This window comes from Pseudomonas sp. NPDC087690 (assembly GCF_044743175.1).
GTDB lineage: Bacteria > Pseudomonadota > Gammaproteobacteria > Pseudomonadales > Pseudomonadaceae > Aquipseudomonas.
Map to the genome: position 1 here is coordinate 862815 of NZ_JBIUVX010000001.1, position 24464 is coordinate 887278.

General features: G+C 62.5%; 8 protein-coding genes (1 of these 8 only partly in view). 6 read left to right on the forward strand and 2 right to left on the reverse strand.

Translation table 11 applies throughout. The features are described from left to right. Both ACIPIZ_RS03920 and ACIPIZ_RS03925 read right to left on the reverse strand, forming a co-directional pair. On the reverse strand, positions 1–12946 hold the 5' portion of the coding sequence (locus tag ACIPIZ_RS03920) for an amino acid adenylation domain-containing protein (protein WP_401164120.1). 71 nt of this gene lie to the left of the window's left edge; the window shows 12946 of its 13017 coding nt (coding positions 1–12946); the start codon lies at positions 12944–12946; the stop codon falls past the left edge of the window. Positions 12947–13203: 257 nt separating this feature from the next. Next, positions 13204–19614, reverse strand: a complete 6411-nt coding sequence (locus ACIPIZ_RS03925; RefSeq protein WP_401164123.1) for an amino acid adenylation domain-containing protein — start codon at positions 19612–19614, stop codon at positions 13204–13206. A 487-nt stretch (positions 19615–20101) separates the two neighbouring features. On the opposite strand from ACIPIZ_RS03925, the gene ACIPIZ_RS03930 reads away from it, so the two are divergent. From ACIPIZ_RS03930 to ACIPIZ_RS03955, 6 genes are all read left to right on the forward strand, one after another. Further along, positions 20102–20896, forward strand: a complete 795-nt coding sequence (locus tag ACIPIZ_RS03930; RefSeq protein WP_064390462.1) for a helix-turn-helix transcriptional regulator — start codon at positions 20102–20104, stop codon at positions 20894–20896. Between the two features lie 188 nt (positions 20897–21084). Next, positions 21085–22479: an efflux transporter outer membrane subunit gene (locus tag ACIPIZ_RS03935; RefSeq protein ID WP_105707775.1), complete on the forward strand. Its 1395-nt coding sequence runs from the start codon at positions 21085–21087 to the stop codon at positions 22477–22479. A 156-nt stretch (positions 22480–22635) separates the two neighbouring features. Beyond that, on the forward strand, positions 22636–23241 hold the full coding sequence (locus tag ACIPIZ_RS03940) for an SCO family protein (protein ID WP_008079652.1): 606 nt from the start codon (positions 22636–22638) through the stop codon (positions 23239–23241). Next, positions 23241–23720, forward strand: a complete 480-nt coding sequence (locus tag ACIPIZ_RS03945; RefSeq protein ID WP_064390464.1) for a copper chaperone PCu(A)C — start codon at positions 23241–23243, stop codon at positions 23718–23720. Before ACIPIZ_RS03940 ends, ACIPIZ_RS03945 begins: the two co-directional genes overlap by 1 nt. Before the next feature lie 140 nt (positions 23721–23860). Beyond that, positions 23861–24235 (forward strand): hypothetical protein, encoded by a 375-nt coding sequence (locus ACIPIZ_RS03950; RefSeq protein ID WP_064390465.1) that lies wholly within the window; start codon positions 23861–23863, stop codon positions 24233–24235. Next, positions 24232–24429 (forward strand): helix-turn-helix transcriptional regulator, encoded by a 198-nt coding sequence (locus tag ACIPIZ_RS03955; protein ID WP_064390466.1) that lies wholly within the window; start codon positions 24232–24234, stop codon positions 24427–24429. Before ACIPIZ_RS03950 ends, ACIPIZ_RS03955 begins: the two co-directional genes overlap by 4 nt. Positions 24430–24464: the final 35 nt, after the last annotated feature.

Below are 24464 nucleotides of genomic sequence, written 5' to 3' on the forward strand. Positions count from 1 at the left end.
TGACGTCGGCCTCCATGCCTTCCTGACGCAGCCGGCCGATCAGACTGACCGCCAGCAGCGAGTGACCGCCCAGCTCAAAAAAGTGGTCGTGACGCCCTACCCGTTCAACGTTGAGCAGTTCGGCCCAGAGCCGTGCGAGGGTGATTTCGACTTCACCGACCGGGGCTTCGTATTCGCGTGCTTTCAGCGATTGCTGATCCGGCGCCGGCAGTGCTTTGCGGTCGAGTTTGCCGTTGGGGCTCAGCGGCAAAGCGTCTATATGCACGAACACGGCAGGCACCATGTAATCCGGCAAGTGCTCGAGCAAATGACTGCGCAATACGTCGATTTCCAGCCGTTCACCGGTGTAATACGCGACCAGACGTTTGTCGCCCGGCACGTCTTCGCGGGCGACCACCACGGCCTCCTGCACACCTTCGATCCGGGCAAGCCGTGCCTGAATTTCGCCCAGTTCAATGCGCAAGCCACGGATCTTCACCTGATCGTCGTTACGACCCAGGTACTCGATGCTGCCGTCCGCCCGATAGCGCGCGACGTCACCGGTGCGATACATCCGCCCGCTCGGCTGGAACGGATCGTCGAGGAAGCGCTCGGCATTCAGCTCAGGTCGGTTCAGATACCCCCGCGCCACCTGCACGCCGCCGATGTACAACTCACCGACTACGCCTTGCGGCACCGGTTGCTGTTGCGCATCGAGGATGTACAGGCGGGTGTTGGCGATCGGTTTGCCGATCGGCGTGTTGTCCGGAGTCTGTTCGATAGGCCCGGCGCAGTTCCACGCAGTGACATCGACGGCGGCTTCAGTCGGGCCGTAGAGGTTATGCAACTCGCTGCCCGTTAACTGGAGTTTGAAACGCCGCACCAGACTGCCCGGCAGCGCCTCACCGCTGCACATCACCCGACGCACGCCGTCGCAGCGCGCGGTGTCGCTGTTGGCGAGGAACACGTCGAGCATCGACGGCACAAAGTGCAGCGTGGTGATGTGTTCACGCTCGATCACTTCGCTCAGGTATTGCGGATCCTTGTGCCCGTCGGGCCGCGCCATGACCAGTCGCGCGCCGGTCATCAACGGCCAGAAGAACTCCCAAACCGACACGTCGAAACTGAACGGGGTTTTCTGCAACACCGAATCGGCAGCCGTCAGGCGATAAGCGTCCTGCATCCACAACAAGCGGTTGGCCACACCGGCATGTTCGTTGACCACGCCTTTGGGCTGGCCGGTCGAGCCGGAGGTGTAGATCACGTAGGCGCTGTGTTGCGGCGTCAGATCCGGGATCTTCGGATTGTCGGCAGACAGCGATTGCCAGGTGTTCTGGTCGAGATCAATCATCGGTGCCGAGATGTCTGCCAGCAACTCGCGGGTCGCCCGGTGCACCAGCACCACGGCCGGCGCGCTGTCCTCAAGCATGTAGGCCAGACGTTCCGGTGGATAGGCCGGGTCGAGCGGCACATAACCGGCGCCGGCCTTGTTGATCGCCAGCAGACCGATGACCATTTCCAGACTGCGTTCGACGCAGATCGCCACCCGTGCATCCACTTGCACGCCGAGGCTGATCAAGTGCCGGGCCAAGCGGTTGGCGCGTTCATTCAGTTGCGTATAGCTCAATGCCTGTTCGCCGGCAACGATAGCCACAGCCTCCGGCGTACGCTGCACCTGCGCCTCGAACAAGCCATGAAGCGTCTGCTGCAAATCGTAATCGACGGCGGTGTCGTTGCGGCCGAACAGCAACGCCTGCCGCTCCTCCTCCGGCAACACCGTCAGGCGGTTCAGCGGTTGCTGGGGGGTGTGCTGCAACGCTGCAACCAGCGCGATCAGCGCGTTCTGCATGAACTGGCCGATACGTGCCGCACCGATGCGCGATGGGGTCATCACCGTCAGTTGGAAGCCACTGCCCAGATCGTCGACGTTGAGGGTCAACGGGTAATTGGTGCGCTCCTCGCCGGCCAGGGATTCGATGCCCTGCCAGGATTCACGCTTGGCGTTCTGACGGGCCTCACTGTCGCTGTGCCGATAGTTGAGCATTGCGCTGAACAACGGCGACGGCGCGGCGACACCGCTGCAACGCTGGGCCAACGCCAGCGACGCATGTTCGTGAGCCAACAGCGCACTGAGCCGCGCATGGGTCGCCTTGACTCCGGCGCGCACGTCGGACTCATCGACATCCACGCGCAATGGCAAGGTGTTGATGAACATGCCCAACCCGCGATCCGCGCCCGCCCCGCCCTGCATGCGGCCAAGCAGCACCGTGCCGAACACCACCCGTTCCTGGCCGGACGTTGCCGCCAGCACCCGCGCCCAGGCGAGATGGAACAGGCTGGCGACGCTGACGCCGAGCAAGCGCGCCTGACTGCGCAAACGCTGCGCCACCACGGCGGGCAGCGCTTGGCTGACTTCCTCGATGTCATTGCCGTCGCCGTGCACGTCCTGCAAACCGAACGGCAGTGTCGGTTCGTCGATGTCGCCGAGCATTTCGCGGAAGAACACTTCGTGCTCTTGCTCGCTGATGCCAAGGCGGGTCTGCGCGACATAATTGCGGTACGGAACGGCGGCCTCCGGCAATCGCTCATCGCCGCGCAGAATCGCCTGCATTTCTTCACTGACCACCGCCAACGCGGTGTGGTCCATGGCGATGTGGTGGAACAACAGCATGGCGACGACGCGCTGATGGTCCGCGTCGAGGGCATACACCAGACGCAGCAGCGGTGCCTGATCCAAGTCCATTCGCCAGTGCCGCGCATCGAAGCGCGCACGCAACTGATCGATGGCTTCACCCTGCGTGGGCGCCAACGCCACGGCTTGGACCGGTAGCTCGGCATGGCGCCAGACCACTTGCACCGGCGCCGCGAGCCCTTGCCAGACAATCGACGTGCGCAGGATGTCGTGACGCGTCATGACCTGACGCAGCGCCGCCGCGAACCCTTGAAAACGCTCGAGGCTGTCGAACGCCAGGCACGATTGCAGCAGGTACGGATCGCCCTGCGCGGCGCTGAGGTGGTGATACAGAATTCCCTCCTGCAACGGTGCCAGCGGGTAAATATCCTGCACATTGGCCGCGCCGCCCGGCACGGTCGCAACGATGCGCTCGACACTGGCCTGATCCAGTTGCACCAGCGGCAGCATGTCCGCAGTGATGTGCGTGCAATCGGCCGGAATCAGATTATCCGGCACTGCAACCTCGCGGCCACTGCCCACCGATGCCGCCAGCGCGGCCAGAGTCGGCTGGCTGAACAACACGCGCACGTCGGTGCTCAGATCGACCTGGCGCATGCGTTCGATCAACGTCACCGCCAGCAACGAATGCCCGCCGAGTTCGAAGAAGTTGTCGTGACGGCCAACCTGCTCGACGTTGAGGACTTCGGACCAGATCTGCGCCAGCGCGATTTCCACCGCACCTTGCGGCGCGGCATATTCGCGGCTCAGCCACGCCGTTTGATCCGGCTCCGGCAACGCCTTGCGGTCGAGTTTGCCGTTGGCGGTCAGCGGCAGTGCTCGCAGGCGCACGTAAGCGGCAGGCACCAGGGCTTGCGGCAACTGCGCTTGCAGATGGCTGCGCAAATCCTCGATCTCGACGCTCAGGCGTTCGGTAAACCATGCGAGCAACTGGCCGTCGCGCACCAGCACCACGCAATCCTGCACGGCCTCGTGAGCGCTCAACGCCGCTTCGATTTCACCCGGTTCGATGCGCACGCCACGCAACTTGACCTGATCATCGTTACGCCCCAGGTATTCAACGGTGCCGTCAGCGAGCCAGCGTGCGAGGTCGCCGGTGCGGTACATGCGCGCCTGCGGTTCGTCGCTGAACGGGTCGTCGAGGAAGCGCTCGGCAGTCAGCTCGGGGCGATGCAGATACCCGCGTGCCACACCGGCGCCGCCGACATACAACTCACCAGCGACGCCGACCGGGACGGGGCGCTGCTGGTCGTCAAGCAGGTAAACCTTCGCGTTGGCCATTGGCCGACCGATATGCAGCACTTGCCCGGCCTCGACCGCGCCGGAGGTGGCAACCACCGTGGCTTCGGTCGGGCCATAGTTATTGATCACCGCGAAGATCTGCTCACGCGGCAACTGCCGCAGCTTGTCGCCACCGATCAACAGCGTGCGCAAAGTCGGATGGCCGAGGTCGCGACTGAACGCATATTCGGCCACCGGCGTCGGCAGGAAACTCACCTGCAACGGCTGCGCACGCCACCACGCCAACAACTCGTCGAGATGCTCGTTGCTTACCGACTGCGGCGGCAGGTGCAGGGTCGCGCCGACACACAACGCCGGCCAGACCTCCCACGCCATGGCGTCAAACCCGAATCCGGCGACGCTCGACGTGTTGCTGCCGGTGCGCAGGTCAAAGGCCTCGCAGTGCCAGTGCACGAGGTTTTCCAGCGTCGCGTGTTCGACCATCACGCCCTTCGGCTGGCCGGTGGAGCCGGAGGTGTAGATCACGTAGGCAAGGTGCGCTGGCGTCAGCGTCGGCAGTTGCGGATTGCTCTCGGACAAGTGCTGCCAAGTGGGATGGTCCAGATCAATCAGCGGCACGGCGTCAAGCAAATCAGCCGTCGACGCCTGCGACAGCACCGCCATCGGCGCGCTGTCCTGCAACAGATAGGCGATGCGTTCTGCCGGATACGCCGGATCGACCGGCACATAACCGGCGCCGGCCTTGAGGATCGCCAGCAACGCGACGAGCATGTCCGGGCTGCGGCGCAGGCACACCGCGACGCGGTCGTCGGGTTGCACGCCGAGCCCGAGCAAGTGATGGGCCAGGCGATTGGCCCGCTGGTTGAGCTGCGCGTAGGTCAGGTGCTGCGTGCCTTGAACAACTGCCAGTGCATGCGGCTGCTGCTCGGCCTGCGCCTCGACCAAGCGCTGAATCGTCGCGCCACGCGGATAGGCCGCTGAGTGCTGGTTGAAGCCGACCAGCAAGTGTTCGTATTCCGCCACCGAAAGCACCGGCAAACGGTTGAGCGGACGTTGCGGCGCCTGCTCCAGTGCCGTCACCAGATGTTCGAGTGCGGTGTGCATGTAACTGCAAATCCGTTGCGCGCCGATCTCTGCGACCGCGAGCACATTGAGGGCGAAGGCTTCGCCCAGATCATCGACCGACAGGGTCAGCGGATAATTGCTGCGTTCCTCGCCGCCGAGCATGCGCACGCCTTGCCAGATGCCCTGGCCGTCGTGCGGCTGCTGCTCGGCGGCACTGTGTCGATAGTTGAGCAACGCGCTGAACAGCGGCGTCGAACCGGTCATGGCGCTGCAGCGCTGCGCCAGCGCCAACGAGGCGTGCTCATGGCCGAGCAGCGCCGTCAGCCGCGCGTGCGTGGTTTTCACCCCGGCGCGCACGCCTTCAGCGAGATCGACGCGCAGCGGCAAGGTGTTGATGAATACCCCGAGCGTGCGGTCGGCGCCCTCGCCGCCCTGCATCCGCCCCATCAACACAGTGCCGAAGACCACGTCGCGGCGCCCGCAGACCACGCCCAGCACCTGCGCCCAGGCCATGTGCATCAGGCTCGCCGGGCTGACGCCCAATTGCCGGGCCTGTTCACGCAAACGCAGATTGAGCGCGGCATCGACCGGCTGCAGCGCTTCTTCGATGCCACGCCCGTCGCCCTGAACATCCTGCAGGCCGAAGGGCAAGCTCGGCTCATCGATATCGCCGAGCATCTCGCGGAAGAACGCTTCGTGCTCCTGCTCATCAGCGCCCAGACGTGCTTGCGCCACGTAATTGCGGTAAGGCATCGGCGGCGTCAGCGTGTCGAGTTGATCGAACATCAACGCGTGCATTTCCCGGCCGATCACTTCCATCGCGGTGTGGTCGAGAATCGAGTGATGGAACAGCACGATGGCGACCACTTGCTGCTGCAACGGATCTTCGGCGTAGACCATGCGGATCAGCGGTGCCTGATTCAGGTCGAGGCGGTAATGCCGTGCATCGAAACGTGCGTGCAACTGTTCGAGAATGTCGCCGTCCTGCGCATCCAGCCCCACTTGCTGCACGACCATCTGCGCCTCACGCCAGACCACCTGCTGCGGGTTGGGCAGGCCTTCCCAGACCACGCTGGTGCGCAGAATGTCGTGACGGGCGATGACCTGCTGCAAGTGTGCGGTGAAAGTCTGCAAACGTTCGAGGCTGTCGAAGGCCAGACGCGATTGCAGCAGGTACGGATCGCCCTGCTCGGCACTCAAATGGTGATAAAGAATGCCTTCCTGCAACGGTGCCAGCGGGTAGATATCCTGCACATTGGCGGCGCCACCCGGTACCGTCGCGACGATACGATCAATGCTGGCCTGATCCAGTGTGGTCAGGGTCAACATGTCCGGGGTGATGTGTGTGCAATCGGCCGCAATCAGGTTGACCGGCACTGCGATTTCCCGACCACTGCCCAAGGCCCGCGCCAGCGCGGCCAGACTCGGCTGGTTGAACAGCACCCGCACATCGGCGCTCAGACCGGCCTGACGCATGCGCTCGATCAGGCTCACCGCCAGCAGCGAATGGCCGCCGAGTTCGAAGAAATTGTCGTGACGACCGATCTGTTCGATGTTGAGTACGTCGACCCAGATCTGCGCCAACGCTTTTTCGACCGGGCCTTGTGGCGCTTCATATGCACGGCTGAGCCACGCGTCCTGATCCGGCTCGGGCAAGGCCTTGCGGTCGAGTTTGCCGTGGGCGGTCAGCGGCAGGCTGCCCAGGCGCACGTAAGCCGCGGGCAATAAAGTGTCCGGCAGTCGCGCTTGCAGGTGCTGGTGCAAGGCGCTGATCTCGACCGACGCGATTTCAGTGAACCAGGCGAGCAAGCGTCCGTCGCGCACCAGCACCACGCATTCGCGGATCGCATCATGTGCGCTCAGCGCCGCCTCGATTTCGCCCAGCTCAATCCGTACACCGCGCAGTTTCACCTGATCGTCGTTGCGTCCCAGGTATTCGATATTGCCGTCGTCCAGCCAGCGCGCGAGGTCGCCGGTGCGGTACATCCGCGCGTGCGGCTCGTCGCTGAACGGATCGTCGAGGAACTGCGCAGCGGTCAGTTCCGGGCGATGCAGATAGCCGCGCGCAACTCCGGCGCCGCCGACATACAAATCGCCCTGCACACCGCTCGGCACGGGTTGTTGCTGACGGTCCAACAGATAAACCCGCGCATTGGCAATCGGCCGGCCGATGTGCAGAACCTGCCCGGGTTCGATGCGCCCGGACGTCGCCACCACCGTGGCTTCGGTCGGGCCGTAGTTGTTGATCACATCGAACGTCTGATCTCGCGGGAACTGGCGCAATTTATCGCCACCGATCAGCAATGTGCGCAGGGTCGGATGGCCCAATTCACGACTGAAGGCATATTCGGCCACCGGGGTCGGCAGAAAACTCACCTGCAACGGCTGCGCGCGCCACCATTCGAGCAGTTCATCGAGGTGTTCGTTTTTGATCGATGACGGTGGCAGATGCAAAGTCGCGCCGACGCACAACGCCGGCCAGACTTCCCAGGCCATGGCATCGAAACCGCAACCGGCGACGCTGGCGGTGTGGCTGCCGGCGTGCAGATCGAAAGCTTCGGCGTGCCAGTGCACGAGGTTTTCCAGGGTGCGGTGCTCGACCATCACGCCTTTCGGTTGCCCGGTAGAACCCGAGGTGTAGATCACGTAGGCCAGATTCGCCGGAGTCAGCCTCGACAGGGCCGGGTTGGTGTCAGGCAAGTGCCGCCAGTCGTTGGCGTCGAGATCGATCACGGGTACAGCGCCAAGCAGGTCGCGCGTCGAGGCCTGCGCCAGCACCGCGATCGGGTCGCTGTCCTGCAACAGGTAGGCGATGCGTTCAGCCGGGTATTCAGGATCAATCGGCACATAACCGGCGCCGGCCTTGAGAATCGCCAGCAGCGCAACGAGCATGTCCGGGCCGCGACGCAGGCACAGCGCAACACGGTCATCGACCTGCACGCCGAGGCCGGTCAGGTGATGGGCGAGGCGATTGGCGCGCTGATTCAGTTCGCGGTAGCTGAACTGTTGCTCGCCCTGCACCACCGCCAGCGCCTCGGGCCGCGCCGCGACTTGCGCTTCGAACAGACGCGGTACGGTCTGCGCGGGCGGGTATTCACGACCGCTGATATTGAAGCCGACCAGCACCCGTTGGCGTTCGCTTGGCGACACGATCGTCAGTTGCTGCAACGGCGCCGTCGGCGTGTATTCAAGTGCCGTGACCAGACTGTGCAACGCGGTTTGCAGGTAATCACAAACCCGCGCGCCGTCTACTTGCGGCACGGCTTGTACGCTCAAGCGGAAACCTTCGCCGAGGTCGTCGACGCTGACCACCAACGGATAGTTGCTGCGTTCACGCGAGCTAAGAATCTGCACGCCGTCCCACGCTACCGCGGCCGATTCCGGCGCACTGTGGCGGTAGTTGAGCAAGGTGCTGAACAGCGTCTGCGAACCGGCGATACCGCTGCAACGCTGGGCCAGTGCCAGCGAGGCTTGCTCATGACCGAGCAACTGCGCCAGGCGCGCATGGGTGCCACGCACGCCGCTCTCCACCGTCTCGACACCGACGCTGACGCGCAGCGGCAAGGTGTTGATGAACATGCCCAACGCCCGATCAGCGCCCTCTCCGCCCTGCATACGCCCGAGTAATACGGTGCCGAACACCACGTCCTGCTGACCGGAAACCTGCGCCAGCACCTGAGCCCAGGCTTGGTGCACCAGACTGGCTACGCTGACACCCAAGCGCCGCGCCTGCTCGCGCAAACGCTGGCCGAGGCCGCCATCAAGTTCCAAATGACTGTCGAGGATATCGCTGCCATCGCCGTGCACGTCCTGCAGACCGAACGCCACGGTCGGCTCGTCAATGTCGCCGAGCATCTCGCGGAAGAACGCCTCGTGCGCCTGATCATCGGCGCCGAGCCGCGCCTGTGCGACAAAGTGGCGGTATTGCACCGGCGGCGGCAAGTCGATGCTGCGGCCAAGCATGACGTCGTTCATTTCCGCAATCAGCACTTCCAGCGCCGTGTGATCGAGGACGATATGGTGCAGCAGAAGAATGCCGATCCAGCGCTCGTGCGGCTGATCTTCGGTGTAGACAAAGCGCATCAGCGGCGCGCGATTGAGGTCCAGACGGTAGTGGCGTGGATCGAAACGCGCCTGCATCTGCTCCAGCACGTCGCCGTCGAGTTCATCGGCATCGACGCGTTCCAGCGCCAGCGGCGCCTCACGGCAGACCACTTGCACGGCCTCTTCGAGCCCTTCCCAGACCACGCCGGTGCGCAGAATGTCATGGCGTTTGATCACACCGTTCAAGGCGCGAACGAAGGCTTTGATCTGTGGCAAACCGTCGAAGGCGAATTGCGCCTGCAACACATACGGATCACCGGCGCTGGTCGCCAGATGGTGATAGAGAATCCCTGCCTGCAATGGCGCCAGGCCATAGATGTCCTGCACATTGGCGATACCGCCCGGCACCGTTGCAACGACACGGTCGATCGCGGCTTGATCGAGATTGGCCAGCGGCAGCATCGCCGGAGTAATGCGCGTGCAACCCGGTTCGATCAGGTTGTCGGGAACGACGATGGCACGTTCGCTGTTCAAGTTCGCCGCCAGCGCTGCCACGCTTGGCTGACCAAACAGTACGCGCACGTCACAATGCAAATCCTGTTGGCGCATACGCTCGATCAGCTTCACCGCCAGCAGCGAATGACCACCGAGCTCGAAGAAATTGTCATGGCGGCCGACCTGCTCGACACCGAGTAATATCTGCCAGAGCCCGGCAATCAGGTTTTCCACTGCACCGACCGGCGCTTCGAAACCACGATAGGCGAAGGCGTCGCTGTCCGGGGCCGGCAGGGCTTTGCGGTCGAGTTTGCCATTGGCGGTCAGCGGCAAAGCGTCCAGACGCACGAAGGCGCTAGGGACCATGTACTCAGCCAGCGACACCAGCAGTTGATCGCGCAATTGCGCGACATCCGGTGCGGCGCCTTCGTCGGCCAGCCAATAGGCGACCAGACGCTGATCGCCGGGGCTGTCCTCACGGGCAATCACCACCGCTTCGCGCACACCTGCGCAGGCAGACAGGCGTGCTTCGATTTCGCCCAATTCAATGCGGAAACCGCGAATTTTCACCTGATCGTCATTACGCCCCAGGTATTCGAGGCTGCCGTCGGCGGCCCAACGCGCCAGGTCGCCGGTTTTGTATAACCGTGCATTGGCATTTTCACTGAACGGATCATTGATAAAGCGCTCGCTCGTTAGCGCCTCACGATTCAGATAACCGCGCGCCACCCCGGCGCCGCCGACGTACAACTCGCCGATCACGCCGACCGGAACCGGTTCATGCTGAGCATCGAGGACATACAGTTGCAGGTCGGGAATGCGCACACCAATCGGGCTGACGCCGACCAACAGAGCGTCGGCGGCCTGCAACGGTCGATAGGTCACGTGCACGGTTGTTTCAGTGATGCCGTACATGTTGACCAGCCGTGTACCGGCATTGCCGACCCGCGCGTACCACGGTTTGAGCAGGCCCGGCTCCAAGGCTTCGCCACCGAAAATCACTTCCCGCAAGGAATGCTGCAACTGGCTGCGACCCTGCGCGGCGATCAGTTGGCGGAAGGCGCTTGGCGTCTGATTGAGTACGGTCACACCGGTTTCGCAAAGCAATGCATAACAGTCGTCCGGCGAGCGGCTGACGGCTTGCGGGATCAACAGCAATTGCCCGCCGAACGCCAGCGCGCCCCAGATTTCCCATACCGAAAAGTCGAAGGCGAAGGAATGGAACAGCGCCCAAATGTCTTGCTGATTGAACTGGAACCAGTCATCGGTGGCAGAAAACAGCCGCACCACGTTGCGGTGCTCGACCATCACGCCTTTGGGCAAACCGGTGGAACCGGAGGTGTAGATCACATACGCCAGATGCGCCGGGGTCAGCCCGGGAATCTGCGGATTGCTGTCGAGTTCGGCCTTGAGGTGAGCGCTGTCGAGGTCGATCTGCGGCACCTCGAGAGCGGCCACGCGATCACGCGTCGCCGCTTGCATCAGCACCGCCACCGGGGCGCTGTCCTGCAAGGTGAAACTGATTCTGTCGAGCGGATAAGCCGGATCGATCGGCACGTAACCGGCGCCGGCCTTGAGCACGCCGAGCAGGCCGATGATCATTTGCGGGCCGCGTTCGACGCAGATGGCCACACGATCATCGGGACGAATGTTCAGCGCCAGAAGGTAATGGGCGACCTGGTTGGCACGGCGATTGAGCTCGCCGTAGCTGAGTGCCAGCCCGTTGAACATCAGTGCTGTGGCGTCAGGTCGAGCCTGTGCGTGGGCTTCGAACTGCTGGTGGATCAGTGGGGTTTCGAGGAACTGCGTCAGCGGTAGATTGGCGCCACGCAACAGGTGTTCGCGTTCGCTGGGCGGCAGAATGTGCAGCGTATGCAACGCTGCATCGGGCGAGTTTTGCAGGGCTGCGACCAGACTTTCCAGCGCGGTGTTCAGGTAAGCCGCCACGCGTGTGGCACCCAGCGCCGCATCCGCCAACGCAGTGATGCGCAAATCCACGCCGAGGTCATCGATATTGATGGTCAGCGGATAGTTGGTGCGCTCGCGGGCACCCAATACCTGCACACCGGGGGCGATGTCGACCACGTCAGCGACTTCTTCGACGCTGCTGTGCCGGTAGTTGAGAATCGCGCTGAACAGCGGCGTTGGCACCGCGACGGCGCTGCAACGTTGCGCCAAAGCCAGCGAAGCTTGCTCGTGGGCCAGTAAAGCGGTCAGGCGCCGATGAGTCGCCAGCACGCCAGCGCGCACGCTTTGCCCACCGACATCAACGCGCAGCGGCAAGGTATTGATGAACATCCCCAGCGCCTGCTCGCCGCCCTCGCCCGCGTCCATCCGTCCCAGCAACACGGTGCCGAACACCACCGCCGTGCGTCCGGACAATTGCCCCAACACCCGCGCCAGCGCCAGATGCAACAGGCTTGCCACGCTTACGCCGAGCTGCCGCGCCTGCTCGCGCAACTGCCGGCTCAAGTGGCTGGCGAGCATCAACGAGGCTTCCTCGATAGCGTGGCCGTCACCCTGCACATCCTGCAAACCACACGGCAGTGTCGGCTCGTCGATGTCGGCGAGCATCTCGCGGAAAAACGCTTCCTGCGCCTGCTCATTGCCGGCACTGCGCGCCATGGCCAGATGATCGCGATACGGCACCGCCGCAGGCAGTTGCGCAGTCTGCCCGAGCAGACAGGCCTGGATTTCCCGACGCAGCACATCCAGCGCGACGTGATCCATGATCATGTGATGAAACAGCAATAACGCAACGACTCGGCCCTGCGCGGGATCCTGCGCATAGACCATGCGCAGCAGCGGCGCTCGCTGCATATCGAGGCGAAAGTGCTGCGGATCGTGACGCTCGAGCAACTGCGTGAGCACATCGCGCTCGCTGTCGACGCTGATTGCCTCACACACCAGCGGCGCCTCGCGCCAGACCACCTGCACCGCTTCGTCGAGATATTCCCAGACAAACGAGGTGCGCAGAATGTCGTGACGCTTGACCACCCAGCGCAACGCGTCGGCGAAGGCGTCCAGCCTCTGCTGGCTGTCGAACACGAACCGCGCCTGGGAAATGTAAGGATCACCGGCAGCCGCCGAGAGATGGTGATACAGCATGCCCTCCTGCAATGCGGACAGCGGATAAATGTCCTGCACGTTGGCCGCACCAGCCGGCACTGTGGCGACGATGCGGTCGAGGGCATCCTGCGCCAGGTTCACCAGTGGCAGCATGTCCGGGGTGATGCGAAAGGCCGGGCTCAGCCAGTCGCCGCCATGCTGGGCGACCAGTTCCAGCAATTGCGCCTTGTGCGCCGAGAGGCTGTCCCACAACGCGTCATCCAGCGCGTCGTCGCTGCCCAGAATGACCAGGTCTTCATCTTCCTGTTGAAGGCGGATCGCATGGGTGGAAATAACAGCCATCAGTTCGCTGAAATGCATGAGGTAACCTGCTGTAAATACGGAAAAAAGGAGCGCGCAGCAGCGAGTCCGTGCACGCGGCGCGCAGCCTGGAAAAACTAAAACATCGGGGCGTGGGTGTCTGACATGGGAAGCGGGGACAAGCCGCCGGCGTGAGCACCGCAAGCCCCCTGTGGGAGCGAGCCTGCTCGCGAAAGCGGTGGGTCAGTCAACATCATCATTGACTGAACCAACGCCTTCGCGAGCAGGCTCGCTCCCACAGGGTTTGTGTCCGAGGATCAGAGACGGCGTTTGCGGCTGAGGCTGGGGATGGTGGTCTGGGCGATTTCGACCTGCCTGGCCTGCCGCGAGGTCTGTGCCGCCAGCGCGGCCAGTGTCGGCTGGCTGAACAGCGTTCGCGCGTCGACATGCAGCCCGGCCAGACGCATGCGCGCCACCAGACTGACCGCCAGCAACGAGTGCCCGCCCAGCTCGAAGAAGTTGTCGTCGCGCCCCACCTGCTCGACCTTGAGCACCTGCGCCCAGATCTGCGCCAAGGCACTTTCCACGTCGCCTTCGGGCGCGGCATAAGGCCGGCTGAGCAGCGCCTCCGCCCCCGGTTGCGGTAACGCCCTGCGATCGATTTTGTCGTTGGGCGTCAACGGCAGCGCCGCCAGCAGCACGTAAGCGCCGGGCACCATGAACTCCGGCAACTGCGCCAGCACATGCGCGCGCAATGCTTCAAGCGTCGGTGCAGCCAGCTCGGCACGGACGCTGTAATAAGCCACCAGTCGCTCATCGCGCACCAGCACCACGGCTTCGCGGATGGCCGGATGCTCAAGCAGCCGCGCTTCAATCTCGCCCAGCTCAAGACGAACCCCGCGCAGCTTGACCTGAAAGTCATTGCGCCCGAGGAACTGGAGATTGCCGTCAGCGCCGTAACGCACCAGATCCCCGGTGCGATACAAACGATCTCCGGCCACGAACGGGCTGTCGATAAAGCGTTCGGCCTGCAGTTGCGGCAGCCCCAGATAGCCCCGCGCCACGCCCACTCCGCCAATGTGCAAATGCCCGCTGACGCCAAGCGGCACCGGTTGATCGCAGGCATCAAGGACATACAGCCGCGTGTTGCTCAGCGCCTTGCCGATCGGCACCGGTGTCGGCGGCAGCGGCTCGCCGGGTTCCAGCGTCCAGCCGCTGCTGTCGACCGTGGTTTCGGTCGGCCCGTAGACGTTGTGCAGGCGCACCCACGGCAGGCGCTCACGCACTTGCCGAGCCAGCGCGACGGTCAATTCGCCGCCGCCGTTGAGCACGTCGGTGAGGCTGGTGCACTGGCTGACGTCGTCCTGTTCGATGAACTGCTGCAACAGCGCCGGCACGAATTTGACCACGGTGATGTTCTGCTCGCGAATCACTTGCGTCACATAGGCCGAATCGCGATTGCCATCGGCGCGCGCAAGGACCAGGCGCATGCCCGAGCACAGCGGCCAGAAGATCTCCCACACCGAACTGTCGAAACTGTACGGGGCCTTTTGCAGCAACGCGCCGTGTTCGGTGGGCGGCGCAAGTTGCGAGCCCCAGTGCACCATGTTGCAGGCACTGCGGTGCTCGATCATCACCCCCTTCGGCGTACCGGTGGAGCCGGAGGTGTAGATCATGTAAGCCAGATTCGTCGCGTCGAGACCCGGCACCTGCGGATTATCGTGCGGCTGGTCCTGCCAGGCGCCGAGGTCGAGATCGAGCAGCGGTACGCCGGGTTCGCTGAGCAGATCACGCGTCGCGGCATGTACCAGCAGCGCAACCGGCGCGCTGTCCTGCAGCATGTAGTTCAGGCGTTGCAGCGGATAATCGGGATCGAGCGGCACATAAGCACCGCCAGCCTTGAGAATGCCCAGCAGACCGACCACCAGTTCCGCCCCGCGCTCGACGCAGATCGCTACCCGCGCATCCGGCTGAACGCCCAGCCCGCGCAGATGATGGGCCAAGCGGTTGGCCTGCTCGTTCAGCTCACGATAGGTCAGGCACTTCTCGGCAAATTGCACCGCAACGGCATCCGGTTTACGCACAACCTGTTGTTCGAACAGTGCCTGCAGCGGCTGCTCCATCGGGCAATCGATTGCCGTATCGTTGAACTCGACCAGCAGCTGGTGCAGCTCTTCTTGCGGCAGCAACGGCAGACTGTTCAACGGCCGTTGCGGGGTAGTTTCCAACGCCTCGACCAAACCGTTCAAAGCCGCCTGCACGTAAGCGCAAATCCGTTGCGCGCCAATGTTCGACAAGGTTCTGGTGGTAAGGCGCAACCCCGTGCCGAGGTCATCGACACTCAAAGTAAACGGGTAATTGGTGCGCTCTTCGTTGGCCAGCGTCTCGATACCCTGCCAGGTCTGGCGGGAGGTTTTTTGCTCGACATCATCGCTGTGCCGGTAGTTGAGCAAGGCGCTGAACAGCGGCGCGGGTGCGGCGACGCCACTGCAACGCTGGGCCAGCGCCAGAGAAGCGTGCTCATGGCCAAGCAAAGCACTCAGCCGCGCATGAGTGGATTTCACCGCGTTGCGCGCGCCTTCGCCGACATCAACGCGCAGCGGCAAGGTGTTGATGAACACCCCCAGCGCACGGTCGGCGCCCGCGCCACCCTGCATGCGGCCCATCAGCACCGTGCCGAACACCACACTTTGCTGAGCGGACGTCGCCGCCAGCACCTGCGCCCAGGCGAGGTGGATCAGGCTGGCAACGCTCACGCCGGCCAGACGTGCCTGCTGCTGCATGCGTTGATAGAGTTCGGGCGCCACGGCTTGCTCGGCTTCTTCGATGTTGCTGCCGTCGCCCTGGACGTTCTGCAGCGCGAACGGCAAGGTCGGTTCGTCGATGTCACCGAGCATCTGCCGAAAGAACGCTTCATGCTCCTGCTCGCTGACGCCCAGGCGCGTTTGCGCCACGTAGTTGCGGTACGGCACCGGTGCTGCCAGCGGTTCGCCGTGCCCGGACAGACTGGCGTGAATTTCTTCGCGCATCGCCTCCAGTGCGACGTGATCCATTGCCAAGTGGTGGAACAGCAAGATGCCGACCACGCGGTTATGCGCGGAATCGCGGGCAAACATCAGGCGCAGCAGTGGAGCCTGACTCACATCGAGGCGATAGCGCCGCGCGTCAAAACGCTCGTGCAATTGATCGATGATCGCGCCGTGAGCAGGATCCAGTTCGACCTCCTGCACCGGCAAAATCGCCTCGCGCCACACCACCTGCACCGGTGACGTCAGCCCTTCCCAGACCACTGCCGTGCGCAGGATGTCGTGGCGCGCCATGACCTGACGCAACGCAGCGGCGAAGGCCTCGACCCGCTCGATGGTGTCGAACGCCAGCAGTGATTGCAGCAGGTACGGATCGCCCTGTGCGGCGGTGATGTGGTGATAGAGAATGCCTTCCTGCAACGGCGCCAACGGGTAGATGTCCTGCACATTGGCGGCACCGCCCGGCACGGTTGCGACGATACGCTCGATCATCGTTTGATCGAGTTGCACCAGTGGCAGCAGGTCCGGCGTGATGTGCGTGCAATCGGCGGCAATACGGTTGGCCGGCACCGCGACTTCGCGGCCGCTGCCCTCCGCCGCAGCCAGCGCGGCCAGTGTCGGCTGGTTGAACAGCACCCGCACATCGCTGCTCATGCCGATCTGACGCATGCGCTCGATCAGGCCGACGGCCAGCAACGAGTGGCCGCCCAGCTCAAAGAAATGATCGTGACGCCCTACCCGTTCGACCTGCAGGACTTCGGCCCAGATCTGCGCCAGGGCAATTTCGACGTCACCTTGTGGCGCCTCGTATTCACGACGAATCAACGCTTCCGGCCCCGGTGGCGGCAGGGCCTGGCGGTCAAGCTTGCCGTTGGCCGTCAGGGGCAGACTCGCCAGACAAACGTAAGCGGCCGGCAACATGGCGGCTGGCAAGCGCGAGGTCAGGTGCGCATGCAGTTGCAGGATGTCCAGCGATTCACGTTCGGTGAACCACGCCAACAGTTGGCCGTCACGCACCAGCACCACGGCTTCCCTCACAGCATCATGGCTGGCGAGTGCCGCTTCGATTTCACCCAACTCGACACGCACACCACGGACTTTGACCTGGTCATCGTTGCGACCGATGTATTCAAGATTGCCGTCGGCGCGCCAACGGGCGAGATCGCCGGTGCGATACATGCGCGCATCCGGCTGCGCACTGAACGGGTCGTCGAGGAAGCGTTCGGCCGTCAACTGCGGGCGATTCAAATAGCCCCGTGCAACCCCGGTGCCGCCGACATACAACTCGCCAATGATGCCGATCGGCACCGGGCGCTGTTGATCATCGAGCAGGTAAGTCGTGGCATTGCTGACTGGTTTGCCGATGTGCAACGCCTGCCCCGGTGCGATCAGTCCTGAAGTGGCAACCACCGTGGCTTCGGTCGGGCCATAGTTGTTGATCACCGCAAACGACTGCGCCCGGTTGAACTGGCGCAGGCGATCGCCGCCGATCAGCAAGGTGCGCAAGGTCGGATGATCGAGTTGTTTGCTGAAGGCGTATTCGGCAATCGGCGTGGGCAAGAAGCTGACGTCCAGCGGCTGCGCACGCCACCAGGCGAGCAGCGCATCAATGTCTTCGCTGCCGTCGCTCGCGGGTGAAAAATGCACCGTCGCCCCGGCACACAACGCTGGCCAGACCTCCCACGCCATCGCGTCGAAACCGAACCCGGCCAGGCTCGACGTGTGCTGCCCTGGGCCGAGGCCGAAAGCCTCGCAGTGCCAGTCGACCAGATTGCACAAGGTGCGGTGCTCGACCATCACGCCCTTGGGCAACCCGGTCGAGCCCGAGGTGTAAATCACGTAGGCGAGGTTGCCAGGATTCAGCCCGGCCACCTCAGGATTGGTGACGCTGTCGAGCGCCCACTCGCGCCGATCAAGCTCAATCACCGGCAGCGCTGTGGCAGGCAAGCGCTCGCGCACATCACTTTGCGTCAGCAGCGCCATCGGAGCGCTGTCGCTGAGCAGATAACTCAGGCGCTCGGGGGGATGCGCCGGGTCAATCGGCACATAAGCGGCGCCAGCCTTGAGAATCGCCAGCAGCCCGACCAAGGTTTCCAGGCCTCTGCGGGCAACAATCGCCACCCGGTCATCGGGCCGTACACCGAGGCCCAGCAGATGATGGGCCAGCGCATTGGCTTGCCGGTTCAGCTCGGCGTAACTCAGCGACCGCCCCTGATAAGTCGCGACTACGGCGTCCGGCTGTTCAGCCACGCGCGACTCGAAGCGTTGATGAATGGTCTGGTTTTGCGGATAGCTGACTCGGGTGTCATTCCACTCATTCAACCGGGCGAGTTGTGCCGGGCTGATCAGGTTGAAATCGGCGACGATCCGTTCAGGAGACTCCAGGCCTTGCTCCAGGATCAGCACCAAGTGCTCGGTGAACGACGCGATCTCGTCTGCCGTGAAATAGGCCGGCGAGTACACCAGATGCAGCCAGGCCTTGTCGTTGTAGCGGTTACTGCGCAGGTGAATGGCCAGCGGTGTCGCTTCGTGCTGGTTGGAGACCTTGACCACGTGCCCCGGCGCATCGCCGTAACGGTAGTCATGGTCGTCTTGTTCGTAGGACACCGACAGCTCGAACAGTTGCGAGCGGTCTTCACGCAACAGGCCCAGCGCGCGGTTCATCTCGCTCAGTGGATAGCGTTGATGGCGGAAATCCTGCTTCAGGCCAGTGCCGATCGCCTTGATCAAATCGCCAAATGACAGTGTTCGGCCAAAGCCCATGCGCATTGCACTGACTTGGGTGAATAACCCTAGAGTGCCTTTGAAGCGGGCACCGGAGCGATTGAGGATCGGCAAGCCGACCACCCACTCGTCACGTTGGGCAGTACGACTGAAATACACGTGCAGCGCAGCCAGCAGTACATGAAACGCCGAGCCGCCCAACTGCCGTGACGTGTCTTTCATGCGCTCGTGCAACAGCGTCGGAAAAGCCTCGACATGGATTTGGCCTGGCGCCATTTCAGCGCCGAGGGGTTCGCGATGACAGGGAGTCAACAAGGGTTCGGGAATGCTGCGGTACTTGTCCAGCCAGTAGCGTTGATCGAGTTCGTAACGCGATGACTGCTGGTAGGACGCATCATCGTCGATGAAGCCGACATAGGACGGCGCCGCTACGTTTGGCTGCTCGTCACGGCACAACGCGCTGTAGATTTCACCCACCGACTTGAACAGCAGACCGAACCCCCAGCCATCGATGATCAAATGATGGGCCTGCGCCGCCAGCCAGTGACGGTGACGATCAAGGCGAATCAGGCTGAAACGGAACAACGGCTGTCCGCTCAATGTGTAAGCCTGCGCCATGTGCTTTTCCACCAGCGCCTGAGCGGCCGACCGTGGATCGCTGTGCTGGCTGAAATCATGCAGCGGCATGGCCACCGGCAAATCCTGCGCAAACTTCTGCAGCGGCAACCCATCGTGACCAACGTCCGTTGACAGAACAATGCGCAAGGCATCGTTTGCGGCTACCAGCCGTTCAAGTGCCGATTGCAGCAACAGCGGGTCCAGCGGCCCGCTCAGTTCGACATAACCGCCAATGTTATACAGCGGCGAATCTCCGCGACTCTGTTGGTCCAGCCAGATATCCCGCTGGGCGGCAGTCAGAGGGTACGTCTCGACAGGCGCGGACTGATCGTCCGCCACGTTGGCAGAAATAGGCGGCATAAGATCCATCTCATGTAATTTGCCGCGTATTCAAGCATCGGCCCCCGCACCGACATGACACCTGAAACCCGGACAACCACAACGTCTGCACGCACCTGTTTGATCTTACTGTCGCGGTAAGCGCAGGCACTGACTACAAGTTCGGAGAGGAAATTCTGAAAAGCTTGTAGGAAAAGAACCACATAGCAACGCCGCCATTTGCCTGAGCGCCGCCGATCGGCCATGGCCAATCCCCGGTTTTCGCGGCCTCTGCATGACTGAACAGTCACTTGCGACCCGTCGCCGCTCATCGGCCCCGCCAGAACCCCGGCGCCAGGATTCAAAAATAGTGGCACTTTGTGTCCCTGTTTTCCCCTACAGACGTAGGACAAATCCATAGGCTTAAATCCTGCTCCGGATCATGTTCAAGGAGAAATGACTGCGTGGGCGGCTTTTACACAGACGGCAGACGATTCAGTGATGGCTCTGAACCAGGGATGACAAGGATATGAATCTGACCGGCAGCATTCGCAACATGGAAAACCCGCTTTTTTATTGGCAACTGGGAGAACTGATTGCAAGCACGGGCGACGATCACTTCGCCACCAACATGTTCCAGCTGGTCGACACGCTGGTACCGGTCAACCGTGTCGATCTGAGCGAGTGGACGCTGGATGAGCGTCAGGCCAGCGTGGTCGAGATCAAGCCGTTGGGCAGCGCCGGCCAAGTGCAGACCTTCCCGCCGCCCGCCCCGTTGCAGCGACCGGACGATCATCCGTTGTTGCAGAAGATGATCGAGATGAACGACTCACTGTTGATCCAACTGAAAGCCTCGCTCCAGCCACGCCATCCGCAGCACAGCGTCCACCAGTGCAATCTGGTCTCGCGCACCTCGAATCGCCGATGCGTCATCTCGTTTTTCCGACCACACACCCAGCGCGTGTTTTCCCTGCCGGAACTGTCATTTCTCAAGAGCCTCTCCGACACCTTGCTGCCGCTGATCGAGCGCCATGCGCAGATCAGTCGGCAAATCCTCGCCCGACAACCGCGCCAGCCATTGGCTGAACTGGATCAGGCCCCGTTGGCGCAGGTATTTGATGAGCGCCTGGGGCTGAGCGGCATTGTGCTCTCGGTGCGCGAAAAGGAGGTGTGCCTGGGGCTCCTGACCGGTGGCACGGTGCCGCAGATGGCGCAACAGTTAAGGGTCAAGAACAGTTCGATCGAGACCTATCTCAAGCGCGCCACCGCAAAACTGGGGGTCAGTGGCCGACATGGGCTGGCGAAATGGATGGCCGGGGCCTGAGCCTGTTCAAAATCCCCCACTGACTTCCCCCCCCTGTAGGAGCTGCGGCACGCTGCGATCTTTTGATTCTGCTTTGTTTAAAAACAAGATCAAAAGATCGCAGCGTGCCGCAGCTCCTACGGGGGGGAGGGTCTGGCTTACGGGTTATTCACTCCAGGCATCCGCTCTTTCATGAACGAGGCTGTTTGATGTTGACGTTGCGATTTTCTCTGCTGTCCTTAGCTATGTTGATGGCCGGCTGCTCCTTGATACCCGACTACCAGCGGCCCGCTTCACCGGTTGCCGCGCAATATCCGCAGCCAACGCAGGCAGCAACGTCCAGCGAAGACTGGCGCACGCTGTTCAACGACCCTGCCCTGCAGCAACTGATCGAAAGCGCCTTGGTCAACAACCGCGACCTGCGCGTCGCGGCGCTCAACGTCGAAGCGTTCCAGGCGCAGTACCGCATTCAGCGTGCCGACCTGTACCCGGCGGTGTCGGCCAATGCCAGCGAATCACGCCAGCGCATGCCGCCGAGCGTGACCCAAGGCAAAGCGCTGATCAATTCAACCTACGCGGTCAACCTCGGCATCAGTGCCTACGAACTGGATTTCTTCGGCCGGGTGCGCAGTCTCAGCGAGCAGGCGCTGCAAAGCTGGCTGGCGACCGAGCAGGCGCGGCGCAGTGCGCAATTGAGTCTGGTGGCCAACGTCGCCAATGCCTACCTGACGTGGCGCGCCGACCAGGAACTGCTGGAGCTGACCCGCGACACCCTCGTCGCCGACGAGCAGAGCCTGCACCTGACCACGCGCAATCGCGATGCTGGCAAATCTTCGGCACTGGAACAGGCTCAGGCGCAAACCAGCGTCGACAGTTCACGGGCCAATCTGGCGCGCTATCAGCGCCAGGTCGCGCAGGATCTCAACAGCCTGACCTTGCTGGTCGGCACACCGGTGTCGCCGTCCTTGCCCGGGCAACCACTGGCCAGTGATCTGGTCGAGCAACTGCCCGCCGGCTTACCCTCGGACTTGCTGCAACGACGCCCGGACATTCTCCAGGCCGAATACAAACTCAAAGCCGCCAACGCCAATATCGGTGCGGCGCGGGCGGCGTTTTTCCCCAGTGTCAGCCTGACGGCGAACGCCGGCACGTCCAGTCGCGACCTTTCCGGACTGTTTGGCGGCGGCTCGGGTGCCTGGACGTTTCAGCCGCAGATCAGCCTGCCGATCTTCAACGCCGGCAGCCTGCGCGCAAGCCTCGATTATTCGAAATTGCAGAAAGACGTCGCCGTCGCCGAATACGAAAAATCGATTCAAACGGCGTTTCAGGAAGTCGCCGACGGGCTGGCGGCGCGCGCCACCTATCAGCAGCAATTGCAGGCGCAACGCGATCTGGTCGAGGCCACGCAGACCTATTACAACCTCGCGCAGAATCGTTACAAGAACGGTGTCGACAGCAGCCTGACGTTCCTCGATGCGCAGCGCTCGCTGTTCAGTTCGCAGCAAGGATTGATCACCGACCGTCTCGCGCAACTGGTCGCCGAGGTCAACCTTTACACCGCGCTGGGCGGCGGCTGGCGGGGAGATGAGTCGCGCGTGCAGTGAGCCTACGTCACTTTTTCTTACACCTTTTGTCGCTCGATCCCACACCGCACGGCGATCCGCAGCCGTCGTCTGGTCTCAGTTTGGTATCATGCGCCGCTTTTACGGTTAACCCCCCGCCAGTCCTGCCGACTGACGGGCTGCAAAAGGCGGTATTAGATGACGGCTTTGTTGACTCGCCGCAAGGTGCTTGCGGGAATGGGCGTGCTCGGGCTCGGCCTGCTCGCCGGCTGCGACACCCGCGGCCAACTGTCGTACAAGTACGGCAAGGATCTGAGTAACAAGATCATGGGGCGCACCTTCAAACTGAAGAACACCGATGGCGAAACCATGACGCTGTCGAGCTTTCGCGGCATGATGCCGATGGTGTTCTTCGGTTTCACCCAGTGCCCGGCAGTCTGCCCGACCACCCTTGCCCGCGCGGCGAAAATCAAGAAGCTGATGGGCGCCGATGGCGACCGTTTGCAGGTGATCTTCATCAGCCTCGATCCAGAGCGCGACACGCCGGAAATCCTCGACGCCTACATGAAGGCCTTCGATCCGACCTTCGTTGCGCTGTACGGCACGCTTGAGGAAACCGCGGCCACGGCCAAGGAATTCGACGTGTTCTACGAGAAAGTCCCGGCCGGCGACACCTACACCATCTCGCACACCGCCACCAGCTACGTTTATGACTCCAACGGCGGTCTGCGCCTGGGTCTGTCCACCTCGCTTTCGGCAGAACAATGCACGGAAGATTTGCTTACTGTTATGGAGGTTTGCTGATGCAACCTGTTCTGAACCACATCAAACGCGCTGTCATCGGTTTTTCTCTGCTGGGTCTGGCATTCCAGGCGACTGCAGCGACCAAAGTCGACGATGCCTGGGTTCGTGCCACCGTGCCGACCCAGTCCGCCAGCGGTGCATTCATGACCCTGACCGCCGACAGCGACAGCAAGTTGCTCAGCGTCGCGACACCCGTGGCCAAAGACGTGCAGATCCACGAAATGACCATGAAGAATGACGTCATGAGCATGGGCCCGGTGAAGTTCGTCGAGCTGCCAGCCGGCAAAGCCGTCAAGCTAGATCCGAACGGCTACCACGTGATGCTGATGGGCCTGACCGGTCAGCTCAAGGAAGGCGAAAGCGTGCCGCTGACCCTGACCGTCGAGAACGCCAAAGGCGAGAAAGAAACCATCGAAGTCAAAGCGCCGGTTCGCGCGCTGACCAACATGGAAGGTCACGATCACAGCAAAATGCACTGATCGCACTGACTGAAACATCTGCGGGGCGGCATGATTGATGATCATGCCGCCCCGTTTTTTTTGAACTGATGGAAAGCGTGCTTTACATCAAGGAATGCTTCAGCGAGGATGTAAAAGGTCTTTTACATAGGAAGTGAAGAATGAACCGCTACTACCTCGAACTGGGCGCCGCATTGGTTCTCTACGTGTTGGTGTTGAGCCTTTCCCTGATCGCCAGCCAATACCTGCTGGATGCCAACATTTTTCTGCGATCCGTAGTGGCACTGACCCCGATCCTTCCGGCAGGCCTGATGTGCTGGGCCATCGTGCGCAACATGCGCCGCATGGATGAAATGCATCTGCGCATCCAGTTCGAAGCGCTGGGCTTCGCCTTCGCCGCCTCGGCACTGTTGACCTTCAGCTACGGTTTTCTGGAAAACGTCGGCGCCCCGCATATTCCATGGACATGTGTGTGGCCGGTGATGGGGCTGATGTGGATTGTCGGCCTGCAAATTGCGCGACGCCGCTACCAATGAAAAACCGCCTCAAGGAATTGCGCGCCGAGCGCAAATGGTCGCAGGTCGATCTGGCGGAACGCTTGAACGTTTCGCGCCAGACCATCAATGCGATCGAAAACGAACGTTACGATCCGAGTTTGCCGCTGGCGTTCCAGATCGCCCGGACATTTGAAATGCCCATAGAAAGCATCTTCGACGACGGTGAAGCCTGACACGATCCCCCTGTAGGAGCTGCGGCACGCTGCGA

Excerpts from the sequence above, each read along its gene's own strand:
- ACIPIZ_RS03925 (WP_401164123.1), bottom strand. The coding sequence starts at position 19,614 with ATGCCGCCTATTTCTGCCAACGTGGCGGACGATCAGTCCGCGCCTGTC.
- ACIPIZ_RS03930 (WP_064390462.1), top strand. The coding sequence starts at position 20,102 with ATGAATCTGACCGGCAGCATTCGCAACATGGAAAACCCGCTTTTTTAT.
- ACIPIZ_RS03935 (WP_105707775.1), top strand. The coding sequence starts at position 21,085 with ATGTTGACGTTGCGATTTTCTCTGCTGTCCTTAGCTATGTTGATGGCC.
- ACIPIZ_RS03940 (WP_008079652.1), top strand. The coding sequence starts at position 22,636 with ATGACGGCTTTGTTGACTCGCCGCAAGGTGCTTGCGGGAATGGGCGTG.
- ACIPIZ_RS03945 (WP_064390464.1), top strand. The coding sequence starts at position 23,241 with ATGCAACCTGTTCTGAACCACATCAAACGCGCTGTCATCGGTTTTTCT.
- ACIPIZ_RS03950 (WP_064390465.1), top strand. The coding sequence starts at position 23,861 with ATGAACCGCTACTACCTCGAACTGGGCGCCGCATTGGTTCTCTACGTG.
- ACIPIZ_RS03955 (WP_064390466.1), top strand. The coding sequence starts at position 24,232 with ATGAAAAACCGCCTCAAGGAATTGCGCGCCGAGCGCAAATGGTCGCAG.